This is a genomic window from Shimia fortis (genome assembly GCF_040225985.1).
Classification (GTDB): Bacteria; Pseudomonadota; Alphaproteobacteria; order Rhodobacterales; family Rhodobacteraceae; genus Shimia.
Genome location: NZ_JBBPEU010000001.1, coordinates 232,865 through 250,715, shown reverse-complemented (window position 1 = coordinate 250,715; position 17,851 = coordinate 232,865). Strand labels below are relative to the sequence as shown.

Annotated in this window: 20 protein-coding genes; 8 read left to right on the top strand and 12 right to left on the bottom strand. The window is 54.4% G+C overall.

Annotation, left to right across the window (positions count from 1 at the left end):
- Positions 1-2: 2 nt before the first annotated feature.
- The 5 genes from WNE31_RS01110 to regB all read right to left on the bottom strand — a co-directional run bounded on the left by WNE31_RS01110 (position 3) and on the right by regB (position 5,178).
- Entirely contained in the window at positions 3-683 is a 681-nt protein-coding gene (locus WNE31_RS01110) for a nucleotidyltransferase family protein (protein ID WP_349977740.1), read from the bottom strand.
- Positions 659-1,678 (bottom strand): aminoglycoside phosphotransferase family protein, encoded by a 1,020-nt coding sequence (locus tag WNE31_RS01105; protein WP_349977739.1) that lies wholly within the window; start codon positions 1,676-1,678, stop codon positions 659-661. Before WNE31_RS01105 ends, WNE31_RS01110 begins: the two co-directional genes overlap by 25 nt.
- Positions 1,665-2,147, bottom strand: coding sequence for a tRNA (adenosine(37)-N6)-threonylcarbamoyltransferase complex ATPase subunit type 1 TsaE (gene tsaE / locus WNE31_RS01100; protein ID WP_349977738.1), 483 nt, complete (start codon positions 2,145-2,147; stop codon positions 1,665-1,667). Before tsaE ends, WNE31_RS01105 begins: the two co-directional genes overlap by 14 nt.
- A 45-nt stretch (positions 2,148-2,192) precedes the next feature.
- Positions 2,193-3,713 (bottom strand): PAS-domain containing protein, encoded by a 1,521-nt coding sequence (locus tag WNE31_RS01095; protein ID WP_349977737.1) that lies wholly within the window; start codon positions 3,711-3,713, stop codon positions 2,193-2,195.
- A gap of 67 nt (positions 3,714-3,780) precedes the next feature.
- Positions 3,781-5,178, bottom strand: a complete 1,398-nt coding sequence (gene regB, locus WNE31_RS01090) for a sensor histidine kinase RegB (protein ID WP_349977736.1) — start codon at positions 5,176-5,178, stop codon at positions 3,781-3,783.
- An 88-nt stretch (positions 5,179-5,266) separates the two neighbouring features.
- On the opposite strand from regB, the gene WNE31_RS01085 reads away from it, so the two are divergent.
- Positions 5,267-5,890, top strand: a complete 624-nt coding sequence (locus WNE31_RS01085) for an SCO family protein (protein WP_349977735.1) — start codon at positions 5,267-5,269, stop codon at positions 5,888-5,890.
- Between the two features lie 73 nt (positions 5,891-5,963).
- Entirely contained in the window at positions 5,964-6,518 is a 555-nt protein-coding gene (locus tag WNE31_RS01080; protein WP_349977734.1) for an ActR/PrrA/RegA family redox response regulator transcription factor, read from the top strand.
- 4 nt (positions 6,519-6,522) lie between these two features.
- On the opposite strand, the gene WNE31_RS01075 is transcribed toward WNE31_RS01080, so the two are convergent.
- Together WNE31_RS01075 and WNE31_RS01070 are read right to left on the bottom strand one after the other, a co-directional pair.
- Positions 6,523-7,020: a GNAT family N-acetyltransferase gene (locus WNE31_RS01075; protein ID WP_349977733.1), complete on the bottom strand. Its 498-nt coding sequence runs from the start codon at positions 7,018-7,020 to the stop codon at positions 6,523-6,525.
- Positions 7,021-7,584 carry an HD family hydrolase gene (locus WNE31_RS01070; protein WP_349977732.1) on the bottom strand — a complete coding sequence of 188 codons (564 nt, stop codon included), beginning with the start codon at positions 7,582-7,584 and terminating at the stop codon, positions 7,021-7,023.
- 251 nt (positions 7,585-7,835) lie between these two features.
- Between WNE31_RS01070 and ahcY the strand changes: the two genes are divergently transcribed.
- From ahcY to WNE31_RS01055, 3 genes are all read left to right on the top strand, one after another.
- The gene (gene ahcY / locus WNE31_RS01065; RefSeq protein ID WP_349977731.1) at positions 7,836-9,230 is read left to right on the top strand and encodes an adenosylhomocysteinase; all 1,395 of its coding nucleotides are present in this window, start codon (positions 7,836-7,838) and stop codon (positions 9,228-9,230) included.
- Between the two features lie 144 nt (positions 9,231-9,374).
- Complete coding sequence (locus WNE31_RS01060; RefSeq protein WP_349977730.1) at positions 9,375-10,154, top strand: transporter; 780 nt, start codon at positions 9,375-9,377, stop codon at positions 10,152-10,154.
- 119 nt (positions 10,155-10,273) lie between these two features.
- A complete protein-coding gene (locus WNE31_RS01055) occupies positions 10,274-10,615 on the top strand; it encodes a DUF2853 family protein (RefSeq protein ID WP_349977729.1) in 342 nt (113 codons plus the stop codon).
- Positions 10,616-10,851: 236 nt separating this feature from the next.
- Here the strand turns inward: WNE31_RS01055 and WNE31_RS01050 are convergent, their stop codons facing one another.
- Genes WNE31_RS01050 through tsaD form a run of 4 tightly spaced genes read right to left on the bottom strand, consistent with a single transcriptional unit; the run spans position 10,852 to position 13,592 of the window.
- Positions 10,852-11,265: an EVE domain-containing protein gene (locus WNE31_RS01050; RefSeq protein ID WP_349977728.1), complete on the bottom strand. Its 414-nt coding sequence runs from the start codon at positions 11,263-11,265 to the stop codon at positions 10,852-10,854.
- On the bottom strand, positions 11,265-11,534 hold the full coding sequence (locus WNE31_RS01045) for a YciI family protein (protein ID WP_349977727.1): 270 nt from the start codon (positions 11,532-11,534) through the stop codon (positions 11,265-11,267). The genes WNE31_RS01050 and WNE31_RS01045 overlap by 1 nt, the downstream gene beginning before the upstream one ends.
- Before the next feature lies 1 nt (position 11,535).
- Entirely contained in the window at positions 11,536-12,498 is a 963-nt protein-coding gene (locus WNE31_RS01040) for an NAD(P)H-dependent glycerol-3-phosphate dehydrogenase (protein ID WP_349977726.1), read from the bottom strand.
- Positions 12,495-13,592, bottom strand: coding sequence for a tRNA (adenosine(37)-N6)-threonylcarbamoyltransferase complex transferase subunit TsaD (gene tsaD, locus WNE31_RS01035; protein ID WP_349977725.1), 1,098 nt, complete (start codon positions 13,590-13,592; stop codon positions 12,495-12,497). The genes WNE31_RS01040 and tsaD overlap by 4 nt, the downstream gene beginning before the upstream one ends.
- Positions 13,593-13,664: 72 nt before the next feature.
- Here tsaD and WNE31_RS01030 point away from each other — a divergent pair, with 72 nt between their 5' ends.
- Genes WNE31_RS01030 through WNE31_RS01020 form a run of 3 tightly spaced genes read left to right on the top strand, consistent with a single transcriptional unit; the run spans position 13,665 to position 17,304 of the window.
- Complete coding sequence (locus tag WNE31_RS01030) at positions 13,665-14,387, top strand: uroporphyrinogen-III synthase (protein ID WP_349977724.1); 723 nt, start codon at positions 13,665-13,667, stop codon at positions 14,385-14,387.
- Positions 14,388-14,438: 51 nt separating this feature from the next.
- Positions 14,439-15,767, top strand: a complete 1,329-nt coding sequence (locus WNE31_RS01025; RefSeq protein ID WP_349977723.1) for a COG4223 family protein — start codon at positions 14,439-14,441, stop codon at positions 15,765-15,767.
- 10 nt (positions 15,768-15,777) lie between these two features.
- Positions 15,778-17,304 (top strand): heme biosynthesis protein HemY, encoded by a 1,527-nt coding sequence (locus WNE31_RS01020; protein WP_349977722.1) that lies wholly within the window; start codon positions 15,778-15,780, stop codon positions 17,302-17,304.
- A 135-nt stretch (positions 17,305-17,439) separates the two neighbouring features.
- On the opposite strand, the gene WNE31_RS01015 is transcribed toward WNE31_RS01020, so the two are convergent.
- On the bottom strand, positions 17,440-17,844 hold the full coding sequence (locus WNE31_RS01015; RefSeq protein WP_349977721.1) for a hypothetical protein: 405 nt from the start codon (positions 17,842-17,844) through the stop codon (positions 17,440-17,442).
- Between the last annotated feature and the right edge of the window lie 7 nt (positions 17,845-17,851).

The following is a 17,851-nucleotide window of genomic DNA, read 5'->3' as shown; positions in this document are numbered from 1 at the left end:
CCTCAGTCCAATAAGGTTTCTGCAAGGGGGATACCCTCTGGCGTACCGACATCACACCATTGCCCATCGTATGAGAGACCGAAAAGGGTATTTGCGTCGTGAAAAAGGTTCCACAGTTTATTGAGCGAGAAGACACGCTCTGAAATCTCCGCAAGCCTTTCCGTTTTGATAATCTGGATCCCTCCGTAGATTACACCCGGTCCACGCGAGAGTTGTCCGTTTTGGTCCAGTATGAAGTCTCCGGCGCCGCTGTGCCCGAGCGCTTTTTCTGCCGGGACACACAACAACAAGGCATCCATACGTTCTGGATCCCATCGCGACTTCAGGGTCTTGAAAGGGTTTGGTCCCTTCCAGATTGCATCGGTATTGGCTGTGAACACGGGCCCGTTTCCCAACAATGTCAACGCATTGCGCAACCCGCCACCAGTTTCGAGGATTTCCGGATCTTCCAGAATGGTTCTAACGGGGCTGCCACTCAGATGTGAAACAATTTGATCTGGCAGATAGTGTGTGTTTGCCACGATATTTGGAATCTGAGCGTCGCCAATCAGATCAATCGTATGGTCAATCAACGCCTTGTTGCCTATCTTGATCAAAGGTTTCGGCTGGTTGGCCGTCAGGTCACGCATCCGCGTCCCGAAGCCGGCAGCAAACAGCATTACAGCGTCGGGATAGTTGCGCATTTGTCTCTTAGTCTTTGAAGAATTTCGGGCGTGGGTTCAGGAAGGTCGCGCAATACATAAACGCCGGTTTCATGCAAAAGGGGATGCTGTAGATCACGGACCAGATAGCCCCAGACGCGCGGTATGAAATCTACATAATGAGGTTTGCCCGAGAACATGCAAAGGCGCGCAAACACCCCGAGAATTCTGAGGTTTCGCTGCGCCCCCAACAGAGCATAGGCTGCAAGGAATGTCTCGCGATCCAGCTCACACTGATCTAGGTAACGGTTGATCATCTTCTGTTCGATATCACTTGGCACATCACGCCGCGCATCCTGCAGGAGCGATACGAGATCATAAGCACGATGGCCGGCCATCGCATCCTGATAATCCAACAAGCCGACACGCTGAACACCCTCGCGTTCGGGCAACCACAACAAGTTCTCAGCGTGGAAATCCCGCTGTATCAGCACATCGCAAGATGTCACATTTTCTGACAAAACTTCTCTGAAGCGGGCCTCAAAGGAATCTGCGGCTTCTTCGTAAGGCAGATTACACCCGCGCAGATACCAACGCCATGCCAAAGCTGACATTTCGGCCATGAGGGGAGCATCGTATCTTGTCAGACTCCGGGGTGCCGGGGTTTTGTGAAGTGCCACGAGCACGTCGGTTGCTTCTTGGTAAAGAGGCAACTCCAGCCCAGGATCACGTGCGACGACTCTTGCAAAAAGATCGTCCCCCAAGTCTTCGAGCAAGAGCAAACCGTTCTCAGCGTCTTTGGCAAGTATCTTGGGTGCGGAAAGGCCCTGCGCGCGCAGCAAATCTGTCACAGCGATGAAGGGTTGGACATCTTCACCTTTTTCACGCGGCGCATCCATGAGGACGGCGCGCCCCATCGGACCAACAAGGCGCTCATACCTGCGGTTTGAGGCATCTCCTGCAAGATCTCCGCGCTGGGCCTTTGCCCAGCCTGCGCATTTCAAGAAAGCTTGGATTTTCATATCACGACTGGTCATTGAGCAGATCTCCGATCATGGATTTCCATCGAGGAGTCGCACATCGCAGGGTCAGCACCCGTTCGCCCTCGGTAGGTGAAAGCTCAAACGATAGAGTGAGCGCGTCTGTTGGCCTCAAATCAGCTAGCCGATCCGGCCACTCTACAAGGCAGACTGAATATTCAAACGCATCGATCAACCCAAGTTCGATAACTTCGTCCGGAGAGGTCAACCGGTATAAATCGGCATGCCAGATCTCGAAACCCTGCGTTTCATAGGTTTGGACAAGCGTGAAGGTCGGCGAAGGCACATCCTCCTGCTGATCCAGAAGCGACTGGATCAAACTTCTTGCGAAATGGGTTTTACCGGCGCCGATACCACCCTCGAGTAACACGATATCTGCTGGCCGCAGAAGCTTGGCAAGCTCTTGGGCAAAACGGGTTGTGTCCTCGGGTGATTTGAGGGCGAGCGTGCGAGAATATTGGGACATGGCCAGAGATTACACGGCCAGAGTGTGCCCGCAAGACAGTTCGCGTCAAACGAAAACCTTTTGCAGTTTTTCTGGCTCTGGTGAATGTGTCTCGACTTTCGTGAATTGCACGAGCGCAGAGCCACCATGCACTGTTGAAACGGTCAACTTCAGGGCTTCGCCGGAAATCAGGCGTAAACTGAAATGAAGTGTCCCTTGCTCTGATCGGGTTCGTAGTCGGTTGTGGATTTCAGTGAATACTGTCGAAGACTTACATTGTGACTCCCAAAGCGTTAGCGCCTGATTGAGTGTTTCATTGTTAATGCCGGGTTTCGACTTGAAGCGCCAGAGCGCCTGATAGCTCGCATTGCAAAAAGTCATTTCACCCGATTGGGAAAAAACAGCGACGGGCGATTCAAGCGCGTCTAGAATCGATTGCCCAAGCTCAAGCTCGGCGCGGAACCTGCGTGATAGGGAAACTTCGGAGGTAATGTCCTCGAATAAAAGGGCAATCGCACCATCTGGGTGTGGGCGCCCTATGACGCGGTACGTCACGCCGGAAGGCAGGGTCCAGGTGTCGGAATACCTGTCATCGGATGCCGCAATCACCAACTCTGCAATATGTTCCCGCCAAGAGGCATAGCTTTTTGGTTCGGGCATAATGCGATTTTCGCGCAAGCGATCAAAGAAGGTCAACAAGTTTGGGCGCGACGACAGGAAATCTGCCGGTAAAGACGTCAAATCAATCAGCGCTGGATTGAAAAGTGCCAATTGCCTTTTGCGGTCAAAGAGCGCCAAACCAATCGGAAGCTGAGCGAACGTTTTGGTTAGGGTCTGCACAAAGTTGCGTTGGGCAATTTCGGCATTCACAACCGCGTTTGCATCAATCGCAAAATAGGTCACCCCGTTATCCGTCTCGAGTGAGGAAATATCGTACCAGAGGGTCTGTGTTTGATCCGGGGTTGTGAGCGCCACGCGCTGTGTTTCACTCTGGGCAGCGGTTTTTATACTATTGAAGAGAGATGCGGGCGCATCATCCTTATCCATGGTGTGTACAAGGTTGTCATAGGCCGCATTTGCCCAACATAATGCGCCATCAGAACCTGTGTTCCAGATCGGGTATGGTGCGAAATAAACGGCCTGATTCCCCTCTTGGTTCATTCTTTCTGAAAGCTGGCTTTGAATCCGGTTGGGTGCCTCGAGAATGATCCGTGCGCGATTTCCCCACTGCTCGATGGTGAGGGATGCAAATTTGTCTGAAAGGGGAGGGCATTTCTTGAGGCTGTGAGAGTCCGCGATGCCGAGGGTTGGCGGCACTTCAGAAAACTTCCGTGAAAGTATGGGGGCCAACCCCTGCCAGTCGGGTCGGGTGGCCTCTAGTGAGGCAAGGATTTCGGAACCCAGTTTGTTGGTGGTAGCTAGAAGGCCATCCTCAAAAATGAAAACAGCTTGTTCGCGTGCTACTGCCGAGGGTGCTCTGCGGCTGAACAGTTTAGACAAAGCTACACCCGCCGAAAAGGATACGAACAAACCAATCACCAGAAAAGCGTTGGGAGCCACCAAAAAGCCTGTATCAAAGTTCGACATACTGACCTCATTGACCCCTCGCAAAACCATTATGCAGGATGGTTAAGATCGGCTTAACGCTAGATTGTTAACTGAAGATATGAGGATTTTGGCCAAGCGGTTCAGAACTTTTTCCGAAGTCCGCATCAATCTCAGAGCGTGGCCAAACTACCTCGACAATGGCGCCCGTCGCCTTGATGCCCGAATTGGTGGAGAGCTGTGAATCTGATCCGTTGGCAAAACTCAGTTCCGCGCCACTGCGTTCCAGCAAGGTTTTCGCGATGAACAGACCCAAGCCCATTCCTTCATATCCCGGTCGTTGCTTTCGGTCGCGTTCGCTTCTTCTGCGGCGTACAAATGGATCACCGATCCGACCGATCAATTGCGAGGGGTATCCCCGGCCGTCATCCATTATGCGCAACGTGATATTCTGCGAATCCCAACCGGCCTCGACCCAGACATTTTCGCGCGAGAAATCGACAGCGTTTTGGACAAGGTTGCGAAGGCCGTGGATGATTTCAGACCGCCGGAAGATGAGAGGTGCGGCTTCGTCCATGTCCTGCGATGCCGCGACCTCGAAATGTACCTGCTTGCCCCGATCGGTATGGGGTTCTGCCGCTTCCTCAACGACTGTCATTAGGGGTGCTTTGCGCAGGTGCAAATCGTCTTTTCCGGCCCGCCCCATATCGCGTAGGATGTCTCTGCACCGGTCTGCCTGCTCGCGGATAAGGGCCGCGTCCTCATAGAGGGTTTCGTTGTCTTCCAGCTCATCCATCAGTTCCGAACTGGTGAGCTTGATGGTTGCCAGAGGCGTCCCCAGTTCGTGCGCAGCGGCCGCAACCACGCCACCCAGATCGGTCAGTTTCTGCTCGCGGGCCAGCGCCATTTGCGTCGCGGCCAGCGCTTCAGACATGGACGACATTTCGGACACGACCTTGCGGGAATATACCGCCGAGAACAATATCGCGATCACGATGGCGGCCCAGCTTCCGTAGAGAAAAACATCCGGCATTCTGAGAATGAACCATTGTTCCGTGCGCAAAGGCAAATGGAACTCGAGAAGGACCGTCACAAGCACAATAGCCAATGTTGCAAGCGCCACTGTCGACCGCACGGACAGAACAGAGGCTGAGATCGTGATTGGCCCGACGACGAGCATGGAAAACGGGTTGTGCAGCCCGCCGGTCAGGAACAACAGAAAGCACAGTTGCAAAAGATCAAAAAGGATCATGAAGGTGTTTTCTGTCTCGGAAAGCAGTTTGTTTTCCGGAAAGACGAACATTGCGATCAGGTTACCAATCGCCGAGATCCCAACCGCGAGATAGCAAAGCCCGTATTCCTGCTCGAGTCCGAAAAACCACTGAGCCACGAGCAATGCGACGATCTGTCCGGCAATCGCGAACCAGCGGACTTTTATGATAGTACGCAGCCGAATCCAGTTGCTGCGGCGCTCGCCCGAGAGTAGTTCGGCGGAAAAATCGGACATAATTGATTGCTTGCCTCTTGCCTGTCGCCTTTCAATTGATAGGTCTCTTCTGTGCTCTGATCAACTCACTCACCTATGGAGTTTCGCCATGATCCGTACCGTTGCCATACTCGCTACTGTTGTCATGATTGCCCTTCTCGGGGGGCTCTGGTTCGTATCGCGTGACTCAGGTGCCAATGATCAGTTTGCCCAGTGCCGCACCGGTGCTATTGCCGGTGGTCCCTCTTCAATCGGCGGCCCTTTCACCCTTGTCAGCGAAACCGGCGAAACCGTTACCGATCAGGATGTGATCACAGAGCCCTCTCTGTTGTATTTTGGCTACACATTCTGCCCGGATGTCTGCCCGCTCGACAATGATCGAAACGCCCAGGCGGTCACCATGCTTGAGGATCGTGGCGTTATGGTACAACCCGTGTTCATTTCGATTGACCCAGCACGGGACACCCCCGAGGTCATGGCGGAATTCACGGATGTGATGCACCCGCGTATGTTGGGTCTGACTGGCACGGAGCGGCAGGTCAAAGCCGCCAGCCAAGCCTATCGCACCTATTACAAGAAACAAGAAGACGGTGATCCCGAATACTATCTCGTTGACCATTCGACCTTCAGTTACTTGGTGCTACCCGAACATGGTTTTGTCGAATACTTCAAGCGCGACGTGACCCCCGAGCAAATGGCCGACACCATTGGATGTTTTGTCCAGAATATGTAATTTTGTCGCACTGTTTGACCCGCCTCTATTCACAAGCTAATACTTGTCGAAACGTCAATGAGGAGAACAGCGCATGGCGGAGAGCAACCTGCGGGAAATCGGTCCGGACAAGTCCCTGTTGCTGGTGGATGACGATGAACCGTTTCTGCGGAGACTTGCCAAAGCTATGGAAAAGCGCGGGTTCGAGGTGGAAACGGCCGGATCCGTAGCTGCCGGAAAAGCCATCGCTACTGCACGCCCCCCGGCCTATGCGGTTGTCGACCTGCGTCTTGAGGATGGAAACGGTCTCGAGGTTGTAGAGGTCTTGCGCGAAAAACGCGAAGAGGCGCGGGTTGTCATCCTGACCGGATATGGCGCGATTGCGACTGCGGTTGCCGCCGTCAAGAGCGGAGCCACCGATTATCTGGCCAAGCCTGCAGACGCACAAGACGTCATGAATGCGCTTCTTGCCCCGGAAGGCGAACTGCCTCCGCCGCCTGAAAACCCGATGTCGGCGGATCGCGTGCGCTGGGAGCACATTCAGCGGGTCTATGAGCAGTGCGACCGTAATGTTTCGGAAACTGCGCGCCGTCTTAACATGCATCGCCGCACGTTGCAGCGCATCCTCGCAAAACGATCGCCAAGATAAGGCCCTAGTCTTTCAGGTCGTACCGCTTGAGTATCTTGTCGACCTGTGTGCCATCGTTCAGATTTACACTCTCAAGGCGCCCCCAATCGCGAAACCCGCGGCTTTGGTAATAGGCAAGGCCCCCCGCGTTGTCCGCGCGGATATTGGCATTGATCCATTCATATCCCATTTCGATGGCAGCTGCCTTGGTGGCTTCGAAAAGGGCTGATCCAATACCAAGTCCGGTTTGGCCGGATTTCACAAAGTTGCCGATGTCACACGCCGTGTCCGGCAGTTCGGGCCACACACCAATCCACTGAAACCCAAGAAGTTCGCCATCCTGATCAATGGCAACATGCCAGGTTGCACGGTCGGGATGGTTGAACAGCCATTCCCCCAATGCTCTGGCTGTCAGAGGGGATGTGAGCGCGGTTGTGCCTCCGATCTTGATGATTTCATTTAAAAGGACGGCGGTTTGCCGAAGGTCGCCCTTCGATCCGCGTTGTATGGAGACTTGTGTCATCTAGATTTGGCTCAACAACGCATTGTGACGGATTGTATAATCGTTCCTTGCCTCGACAGGGGGGCGCAGTCGGATTTCTAGACCCTTCATAAGGCTCAGATCAGGTTTGCCGAAAATCTTGTTGGCTTCGGCCTCGTTAAATCCGGCAATTTCGGTGGCTTCCATCCAGGCACTGAGCGTGTCGGCCTTCTTGATCTGGCGTTTGATCTGGACCGGCGTTACTGCGGGCAGCCCAAACCGAATATGGATGGCCGCTGTCAGACGCTTGTCCAAATCCTCATAGTCGGGACCGACGGCTGCCTTCACGGGTGAAATCATATCGCCGATCACATATTCCGGTGCATCATGCAGCAATGCAGCCAGACGCCACTTGGCAGGTGCCTTAGGGTTCATCCGCCCGAAAATCTCTTCCACCAGAAGCGAGTGTTCTGCGACGGAATAGGCAAATTCTCCTTTAGTCTGGCCGTTCCAGCGTGCCACGAAGGCTAACCCATGTGCGATATCCTCTATCTCGATATCCACCGGGGTGGGGTCCAGCAGATCAAGCCGTCGTCCGGAGAGCATTCTTTGCCACGCGCGTGCCAATTGTTGGATCCCTTTTTGCCTGCGTTGCCTCGGGGTAGCCGATGGTGCGTGTCTTTGGCAACCTGCGTTGAGAAGGCGCCAAGCTCGGACATCTATTTAACAGTCATTTTCTAGCGCCTTTACTTGCGGGACAGACCAGCCTGTATGCTGCATGGACAGGCGCCATTGTCGAAAGCGTGTGTCGATGCTATTTGACCCTCAAATCTCTCTATTCCAAGGAGCAGGGCGCGATGGCGACCGACTATATCATAAAAGACATCAACCTGGCCGAGTTCGGTCGTAAGGAACTTGATATTGCCGAAACCGAGATGCCAGGCCTGATGGCGCTGCGCGAGGAATACGGTGAAAGCAAGCCTTTGAAAGGCGCTCGCATTGCCGGGTCGCTGCATATGACCATCCAGACCGCGGTTCTGATTGAAACGCTGGTGGCGCTGGGGGCCGATGTGCGCTGGGCCTCGTGCAACATCTTTTCGACGCAAGATCACGCGGCGGCGGCAATTGCGGCCTCGGGTGTGCCGGTGTTCGCAATCAAAGGCGAGACGCTGGAAGAATACTGGGACTATGCGGATCGCATCTTCATGTTCGAAGAAGGCGGCTGCAACATGATCCTCGACGATGGCGGCGACGCGACGCTCTATATCCTGTTGGGCGCGCGCGTCGAAGAGGGTGAGGCCGATATCATCGAGAACCCGCAATCCGAGGAAGAGGTTGCGCTGTTCGCGCAGATCAAGAAGCGCCTCAAGGAAAGCCCCGGCTGGTTCGTGAAACAACGCCACATGATCCAGGGCGTGACCGAAGAAACCACCACTGGCGTGCATCGCCTTTATCAGATGATGGAAAAGGGCCATCTGCCTTTCCCGGCGATCAACGTGAATGACAGCGTGACCAAGTCGAAGTTCGACAACAAGTATGGCTGTAAAGAGAGCCTTGTGGACGGTATCCGCCGCGCCACCGATACCATGATGGCTGGCAAGGTTGCCGTTGTCTGTGGGTATGGCGATGTGGGCAAAGGCTCGGCAGCATCCTTGCGCGGTGCGGGTGCGCGTGTGAAAGTGACCGAGGTTGACCCGATCTGTGCGCTACAGGCGGCGATGGACGGTTTCGAAGTGACCACGCTGGAAGACGAAGTCGCCAGCGCAGACATCTTCATCACCACCACCGGCAACAAGGACGTGATCCGCATTGAGCATATGCGCGAGATGAAGGACATGGCGATCGTCGGCAATATCGGCCATTTCGACAACGAGATTCAGGTCGCGAACCTCAAGAACCACAAGTGGACCAACATCAAGGATCAGGTGGACATGATCGAGATGCCTTCGGGCAACCGCATGATCCTCTTGTCCGAGGGTCGTCTTTTGAACCTTGGGAACGCCACCGGCCACCCATCCTTTGTGATGTCGGCGTCCTTCACCAATCAGGTGCTGGCGCAGATCGAGCTGTTCACCAAGGGCGATCAGTACAAGAACGAGGTTTATATCCTGCCCAAGCATCTGGATGAGAAAGTTGCGCGCCTGCATCTGGACAAGATCGGTGCCAAGCTGACCAAGCTGCAGCAAGGTCAGGCGGATTACATCGGCGTTTCGGTCGATGGGCCGTTCAAACCCGAGCATTACCGCTACTGATTTTTGTGCAAAGCCCTGGCAGCACGAAAACCCGGCCAGAGTTTCTGGTCGGGTTTTTTCTTGTCTCCACAAGATGTGATCGGAAAAATTGGAACTCTGCTTTATAGTCTGCCGATCCACCGGCAAGGAGCGAGGAGAGTGCATATGAAATGGGCCCTAACATTCGCATTGGTCATTTGTGCAGCCAGCAGTGCAACCCTGGCTGACGATGCAGTTGATCTAGGGCAGCAACTGTCAAATCCCGTAGCTGATTTGGTCAGCTTGCCTTTTCAACTGAACTTTGATGACAATATCGGTGCTGGAAATGGTAACCGCCTGACGTTCAACATACAGCCCGTTATACCGATTTCACTTTCCTCTGATTGGAACATGATCTCTCGGACTATTGTGCCCGTTATTTCGCAGGATGAGGTGATTGCAGGCACAAATCAGTCAGGCATCGGCGATATCGTGCAGAGTTTTTTCTTTTCGCCGGCGCGTCCCTCGGCCAATGGTTTGATCTGGGGGGCAGGGCCGGTCTTTTTGCTGCCAACGGCCACCGACAATGCGCTGGGCGCAGATACATTTGGGGCTGGCGTCACGGGTGTGGTTCTGAAACAGACTGGGCGCTGGACCTATGGTGCGCTGGCCAATCATATTTGGGATATCAGTGGACCTGCGCAAATCAATACCACTTTCCTCCAACCGTTCCTTGCATATGCAGGCAATAATAACTGGACATATACGATCAACTCCGAGTCGACCTATGACTGGAGCACCGATGAGGCATCGGTGCCGATCAATTTTGTCGTAAGCAAATTGATACGGATAGGCGATCGCCCTGTCAGTATCGGTGCCGGGATCCGCAGGTACATTGACACGGCGCCCGGAGGTCCTTCTGGCTGGGGGGGGCGACTTGTTGTGACCTATCTTTTTCCCAAGTGATGTTCGGGGAAATACTTGTGCGTTTCCCCCTTTGTATAACGCTGCGGTTTGTCTAACGTGCTTGTAATCGACATCGTTTTTGGAACGATTGGGCTTTGTGGTTGAAAGGGAGAATACTTATGGGCAAACGGGATGATCTGATCGCGAAATATGCGGATGATCTTAAGAACAAGTGCGGGATGGAACCGGATATGGATCTGCTGACCAAGGTCACAATCGGGTGCGGTCCAGCCATATATAATGACGACGCCTCGACGGTTGCCTCCTCGCAAGAGGCCGAACTGGAAACTGTCAAGAATAACTTCCTGATCAAGAAACTTGGTTTGGCCGATGGCCCTGAGCTTATGGAAGCAATCAACGCGGTTGTGGAAACCTATGGCAAATCCGAACGTAACAAGTATCGCGCGGTTGTATACTATATGCTGACCAAGCATTTCGGCAAAGAGTCGGTCTATATCTGAGCAACCCACGCAAATTCGGAAACGCCCGTTTGTTCAAACGGGCGTTTTTCTTTTTAGATGTATTCGAAACACTTGCTGTTTGCCTGACATCTGGATTCTGCGGTAGAAACATAGTGACAGGCCAGTATGGCCGGAACCCAAAATGAACACACGTGTGGTGAGTAGGGAGCACGTGGGGAGATGGAGGTTCTGGCCATGGTCGGACAGGCCTCCATCACACTATCGGGCAGGAAGGGCTAGAGGCCGCCCATCTCGCAAACGATTTTCCATTCGGACTCGGTCACGGGCTGCACCGATAACCTTGCGTTCTTGACCAGCACCATATCGGCAAGACGGGGATCCGATTTGATCATGTCGAGGGATACCGGGTTCGGAACGCTTTCAATCGCCTTGATATCCACGCACTCCCAACGTTCGTCGTCGGTTGTGCTGTCAGGGTGCGCTTCTGCGATTACCTCCACAATACCCACGACGGATTTTTCCTTTAGGGAATGATAGAAGAACCCGCGATCACCGACCTTCATGTCACGCATGAAGTTCCGGGCCTGGTAGTTTCGCACGCCATCCCATTCTTCGCCGGCATCACCTTTGTCGACCTGATTTTGCCAACTCCAAGTGTTTGGCTCGGATTTGAACAGCCAGTAAGCCATCACCCCAGCACCTTGTTCCAAGCGATCAGTTCCACGCTCTCGAACAGGTTTGCTTTCTTGTAAGGATCATTTGCGGCCCACGCGGTGGCCTCGGCCAAATCCATATTGAGGATGATCAAAGAGCCACACATGTTACCGTCGTCGTCAAGAAACGGCCCGGCCATCTCTACCGCGTCCGTCGATTTGAGATAGGCGACATGTGCCTCGCGGTTTGCTTTGCGGATTTCAAGGGCGCCGGGTTTGTCTTTTGCGATCAAAGCGATTTTCATCTCATTCCTCCTTGGGGGGACGTGACAGAAGCATTTCAATCACGTCGGCAATTTCCATTTTCCGGTCTAGAAGCGCGACAACAGCGTCTGTTATCGGCATTTCGATATTCATCTGGTCAGCTCGTTCTTGTACGGCCCGCGCCGTTGCAGCGCCTTCGACGGTGATGGACGGGTCAAAGGCTGCCCCTTGCCCCAACGCAAGCCCAAACCTGTAGTTTCGGGATTGTTCCGAAGTGCAGGTCAGTGTGAGATCCCCAAACCCGGAAAGTCCCGCAAGGGTTTCGGGGCGTGCCCCTAATGCCTGCGCCATGCGTTGTATCTCGGCATAGCCTCTGGTCATTAGCGCGGCACGCGCACTTTCTCCAAGACCCGCTCCGATCGCAGCGCCACAGGCAATGGCCATCACGTTTTTTAAGGCTCCACCAAGTTCGGCACCAACAGTGTCTGTTGTGCGATAAATTCGTAAATTGGGGGTTGTTAGAGACTTTTGCAGCTCAACCCCAACTTTGTCGTTTTCAACGGCCAGCGTCAAAGCCGTGGGCAGCCCTTTGGCGATGTCTTTTGCAAAACTTGGTCCGGTCAATATGGCGGGCATTGATTGGGATACACATTCACGGATCAGGGCGATCGGGCCGAGTTGAGACCCCAGCTCGACACCTTTGCAACATGCCACAAGTGTCTTTCCCTCCAGTACGTCACGCTTGTTTTCGAGAAGGCCACGCAATTTTTGCATTGGAACAGCTAGCAGGATTGTGTCATGCGACGTGGGAGCCAGGTCAGAGGTGATCTGAATATTCTCTGGCAAAGACACATTTGGAAGGCGTGCCGAATTCATTCTTTCTGCCTGCATGGAATCGACATGCTCGGCATCGCGCGCCCAAAGCTTTAATTGCGCGTTGGAGCGGGCCAAAGAAATGGCGAGGGCTGTCCCAAATGCTCCGGCACCAAGAACAAAAATGCTCATGCTTTCGCTCCCTTTTTGCCACTTCCCAAGAGGGCCGGCGCAGTCCTATCTAATGGCCAACGGGGCCGCGCCACGAGGGTCATATCGTCTTTTTGCCCCATCTTTAATCGCTCGTATCCAGCATAGGCAATCATTGCGGCATTGTCGGTGCACAATGCCAGAGGGGGTGCCAGAAACGTGATGCCTTGGATGGCACAAATCGACTCTAACTCGGCACGAATTGCCGAATTTGCGGCAACTCCCCCGGCGACCGCGAGAACCGGTTCGGACGGCGATTCTTGCAGGTAAATTTCAAGCGCGCGGCGTGTTTTTTCTGCAAGAACTTCGACCACGGCTTCTTGAAACCCTGCGCAAAGGTCGGCCCGATCCTGCTCACGTAGCCCTCCACTTTCGGAAATGACGGCATCGCGCGTCCTTAGAAGTGCCGTTTTCAAACCTGAAAACGACATGTCACAACCCGGTCTATCCAGAAGCGGTCTTGGAAAACGGAAACGCTTTGAGTCGCCGTCCCGAGCAGTCGCTTGCACCGATGGTCCACCGGGTTGTGGTAGGCCCAGCAATCGGGCGGTTTTGTCGAACGCTTCGCCGGGGGCGTCGTCGATTGTACCTCCCAGCCGCGAAAACTCTTGACCGCCCCGCGCAATCAAGAATTGGCAGTGCCCACCAGATACCAACAGCATCAAGTACGGAAATGGGGTGCTGTCGGTCAAGCGGGGTGTTAGAGCATGGCCCGCAAGGTGATTGACCCCGATCAATGGAATACCCAGACCGGCAGACAGACCTTTTGCGCACATGACACCAGACAGAACGCCGCCGATCAAACCCGGCCCAGCGGTCACCGCGACAGCATCCAGATCCCGCAAATCACATCCCGAGGTCTGAAGCGCCTCTTCCACACAGATATCAAGCTTTTCGGCATGAGCCCGCGCGGCAATTTCCGGCACAACGCCACCAAAGGCCGCGTGGAGGTCGGTTTGCCCATGAACAACCGAAGCAAGGATTTCCGGCGCTTCGCGGCTATTGAAGCGCAAAATCGCGGCGGCGGTATCGTCGCAACTGCTCTCCAGTCCAAGAATTGTCAGGGTCTTTTCCATACTCATCGCCGTTGCACCAAATCTACTAGGCAGGTAACACCGTTGTGTATAGGGAACAATGCTGGCGATGCCATGACCGCGCAACTGCCCACGATTGTTCTGACGCGACCGCACGACGCGTCAGAGAGGTTTGCCAAACTTCTGAAGGAAGCTGGTCTTTCGAATCCCGTGGTGATTTCACCAGTTGTCGAGATCATCAAAGTGCCCCATTCAGTTCCCGAACAGTTTTCTGGCGCGATCTTCACGTCCGTGAACGGGGTCGGCGCCGTGCCCGGTCGAGACCTTCCTGCATGGTGTGTCGGTGAAAGAACCGCCGAGGTCGCACGCGCTAAAGGCTGGCGCGCGGTGTCTGCGGACGGAGATGTTGATGATCTGTTCGCTTTGGTGATGCAAAGTGCTCCGAAAGGTTCTGTTGTGCATTTTCGGGGCCTTCACGCGAAAGGCGACCTTGCCAGAAGGCTTGTTGCGCGTGGCATCAAATCAACCGATATCGTGGTTTATCGACAAGATGCAGTGCCTTTAACCGACCAAGTAAAAACTCTTCTGATGGGGAATGACCCGATCATTTTGCCATTGTTTTCGCCTCGGTCTGCCGCAACGCTGTGTGAGCAGGGGCCGTTCCGCGCGCCAATGCATGTTGTCGCAATAAGCGCGGCAACAGCAGACTCAGCGCGTGGGCTGGCAAGTCGAGGGGTGTTGATTTCGCGGGCACCCAACGCAAATGCGATGGTTGCGGCGATAAATCATGTGGTGAACGGCATCAGCTTTGTTGAGGATGATCAAAACACTGCATAAGTTGGTAAAGCGATTTGCAGAACGTAACCGGATTCGAAAGGGTGACAACGGGTGGCCAAGTCAGACAAGACCGGTAAGCCGGAAAAGGCAGAGAAAGACGCCAAGCGCGTCGAAGACATCGTGGATGCTGAAATTGTTGAGGAAGTCGCAAACGAGAGCGACCCGATGCCAACAGATGAAGCAACTGCAGATGAACAAAAAGACGATGTTGCGCCTGATGAGGCCCCGGACGCCGTTGACCTGAAAGAACCGACTACAGCTGAATTGGATGACGTCAAAGATCAAGGCGCATCTGAATCTGAACCCGAGGAGGTGAAGGCAACGGATCAGGTTCCTGAGGCGGAAGAGCCGCCAACGGTGACCGTGGAGACCGAGACAGCGCATGTCTCTGTGTCATCCGACGCGCCGCAAGAGGTGCAGAAAGTCGGCTTTTTCCGTGTGGCATTGGGAGGTGTTGTGGCAGCCGCGCTTGGATTTGGTGTCGCAACCTACATGAACTCGCAAGGTATGCTGCCCGGTGGTGGGTCTAGCGCCGCCATAGAGGCATTGCAGGCGGAATTGGCGAAACAAGAGGCCCGTCTGGCCGATTTGTCAGAGTCTCAGGGTGCAATCTCTGGCACTGTGGATACTGCGCTTGAGCAGGCGGCCATGGGTGCAGAGGCTAGTGCAAAGCTCGCGGAAATCACCGCGCAGGTCGAGTCGTTGAACCTTTTGATTGTTCAGCTCGAAGACCGTGTGGTCACTGCGGAAAAACGCCCCATGACTGAGGGTGCATCAGCCGCAGCTATTGCGGCATACGAGGCTGAGGTTGCCCAACTGCGCGAAATGGTGGCCGACCAACTTGCCGAGGCCGAACAACTCAAAGAACGGTCAGAAGTCAACGCACAGCAAACGCTGGCACGTGCAGCGTTGGCGCGGATCGTGTCAGGGCTGGATAGCGGTGTTCCCTATCGTTCGGCGTTGGTTGATCTGGGCAATGTGTCTGGCGTTGCCGTACCACCGGCGCTTGAAGCCAATGCAGATACAGGTGTGCCGACACTTTTGATTTTGGCCGAAGCGTACCCTGACTATGCGCGTGAGGCGCTGGCCGATGCTCGCTCCCAAGAAACCCAAGATGGTGGCGGGTCTTTGACAGGTTTTCTCAAGAAACAGCTCGGGGCGCGGTCCGTGACACCGAAAGAAGGGGATGATGCAGATGCCATCCTTTCGCGCGCAGAGGCGGCCGTTCGTGAGGGGCGTCTATCGGCGGCTCTCACAGAGCTGGAATCTTTGCCGGCCTCTTCACAAGCCCTGATGTCAGAATGGCGCCAGATGGCAGAAACCCGTATCGCTGCTCAGGACGCTGTTGAAGAACTGTCCAACAGCCTCATGCAAAACTAAAGGTCATTTCATGCTCTGGTCTCTTATCAAGATTATCCTTTTCGTTGCTGCCATTGCAGGTGTGACCTATGGCGCGGCATACCTGATGGAAAGCGAAGGTGGTGTCATGATCACCGTCGCGGGCGTGGAATACTCTCTCGGCCCTCTTCAATCTGTGATCGCGCTTGTGACTCTTGTCTTTCTGACATGGTTGGCATTCAAGCTTGTTGGATTGCTGATCGCGACGTTCAAATTCCTCAATGGTGACGAAACCGCAATCAGCCGCTACTTTGACCGCAACCGCGAGCGGAAAGGGTATCAGGCCTTGTCTGATGGCATGGTGGCGTTGGCATCTGGGGATGGCTACGATGCCATGGAAAAAGCTCGCAAGGCACAAAAGTACCTCGCCAAGCCCGAGTTGACCAATCTTCTGGTGGCCCAGGCTGCAGAGCTTCAGGGCGATTCCAAGAAAGCCTCGGAAACCTACAAAAAGCTTCTTGCAGATAGTACGACACGGTTTGTCGGCGTGCGCGGGTTGATGAAGCAAAAACTTAACGAGGGCCAGACGGATACCGCGTTGAAACTTGCCGAAACGGCGTTCGCGCTCAAGCCGCGCCACGTCGAAACGCAAGACATGCTTCTCAAGCTTCAGGCGGATACAGGAGATTGGAAGGGGGCCCGTTCTACCCTGTCGGCCAAACTCAAATATGGCACCGTGCCTCGTGATGTGCATCGCCGCCGTGATGCCGTTCTTGCCCTGTCCGAGGCAAAGGAAGTGTTGGCAGAAGGTAACTCCGTTGAGGCGCGGGAAGAGGCCATTGAGGCGAACCGCAAGTCGCCGGATCTCATCCCGGCAGCCATCATGGCGTCAGAAGGTTACCTTGAAAAAGGCAAGCCGCGCTATGCCACACGTGTGCTTAAAAAGGCGTGGGATGCGCAGCCGCATCCGGATATCGCCGCTGCCTATGCCGCTATTGAGCCGAATGAAACACCACAGGCCCGGATTTCCCGTTTCAAAACGCTTGTGAAGAACAATCCCAGCAATGCCGAGGCCCGTATGTTGATGGCTGAACTGTATATTGCGGCCGAAGACTTTCCCGAGGCGCGTCGCGCACTTGGAGATCTTTTCGAAACCGATCCGACGACAAGGTCACTGACGATCATGGCCGCGATCGAACGTGGGGAAGGGGCTTCGGACGCTGTAGTTAAAGGATGGCTGGCCAAAGCACTGACCGCTCCGCGCGGACCGCAATGGGTTTGCCAAAACTGCCACAACGTGCAAACGGAATGGGCGCCGACCTGCGGAAACTGCGATAGTTTCGACACTTTGTCTTGGACATCACCCCCCTCGACTAGAGTAGACAGCCCGACGGGCGTGTCGATGTTGCCTTTGATCGTGGGGACGATCGAAGACAACACGGCTGAGGATATCGAAATGACCGAAGACGCCGAGGTTATTGATCAGCCAGTGGAAACATCAGATGAACCGACAGGCGATGACGTCGCTCCATCCCCTGACGAATCCCCCGAGGTGCAGCCTGGTTTCATCAACAAGTAGAACGGGTGAAACCAGCAAAAGGCGCAGCGCGCACTCAAAAATCGTGAGTGTATGCTGCGCTAGGGGTCGTTCTTTATTGCACAAGTGCTTGAATCGTCTTGGCTTTGCGTGGCGCGCGCTTGGCGCGACCGCCATTCACTTCGTTCTCAACATCAAGCTGCATTGCAATTGATCTGAGTGCTCTTTTACCGCCATCTGCTTCCGATGATCGTTATGGGCTTGTGTCTTGAGGTTTTCAAATGCCTTAGCTTTCGCAAAAGCTTTTCGGAAGTCGTGCAGGACAACTTCTTTCTGGGCGTTCAACCTCGCTAGCTGCATATTGCAGTCTTTGCGCTTTGCCGACACCCAACGCAGCCACTTTTCTTCGTTGTCTCTGAACTCGACAGTCACCCCATGTGGTCCGGCGATGCGATGACAGTGAGTATTGGCTTCGAGTTGCTCCTGAAAGCACCGTATCTCTTGTTCTTGATGATTGAGTTTGGCCAGTTTGGCGCCTAAAGCCTGCGCTTGACTGTGTAGGATCTTCGCCAGATCGTTCATTTGTTTC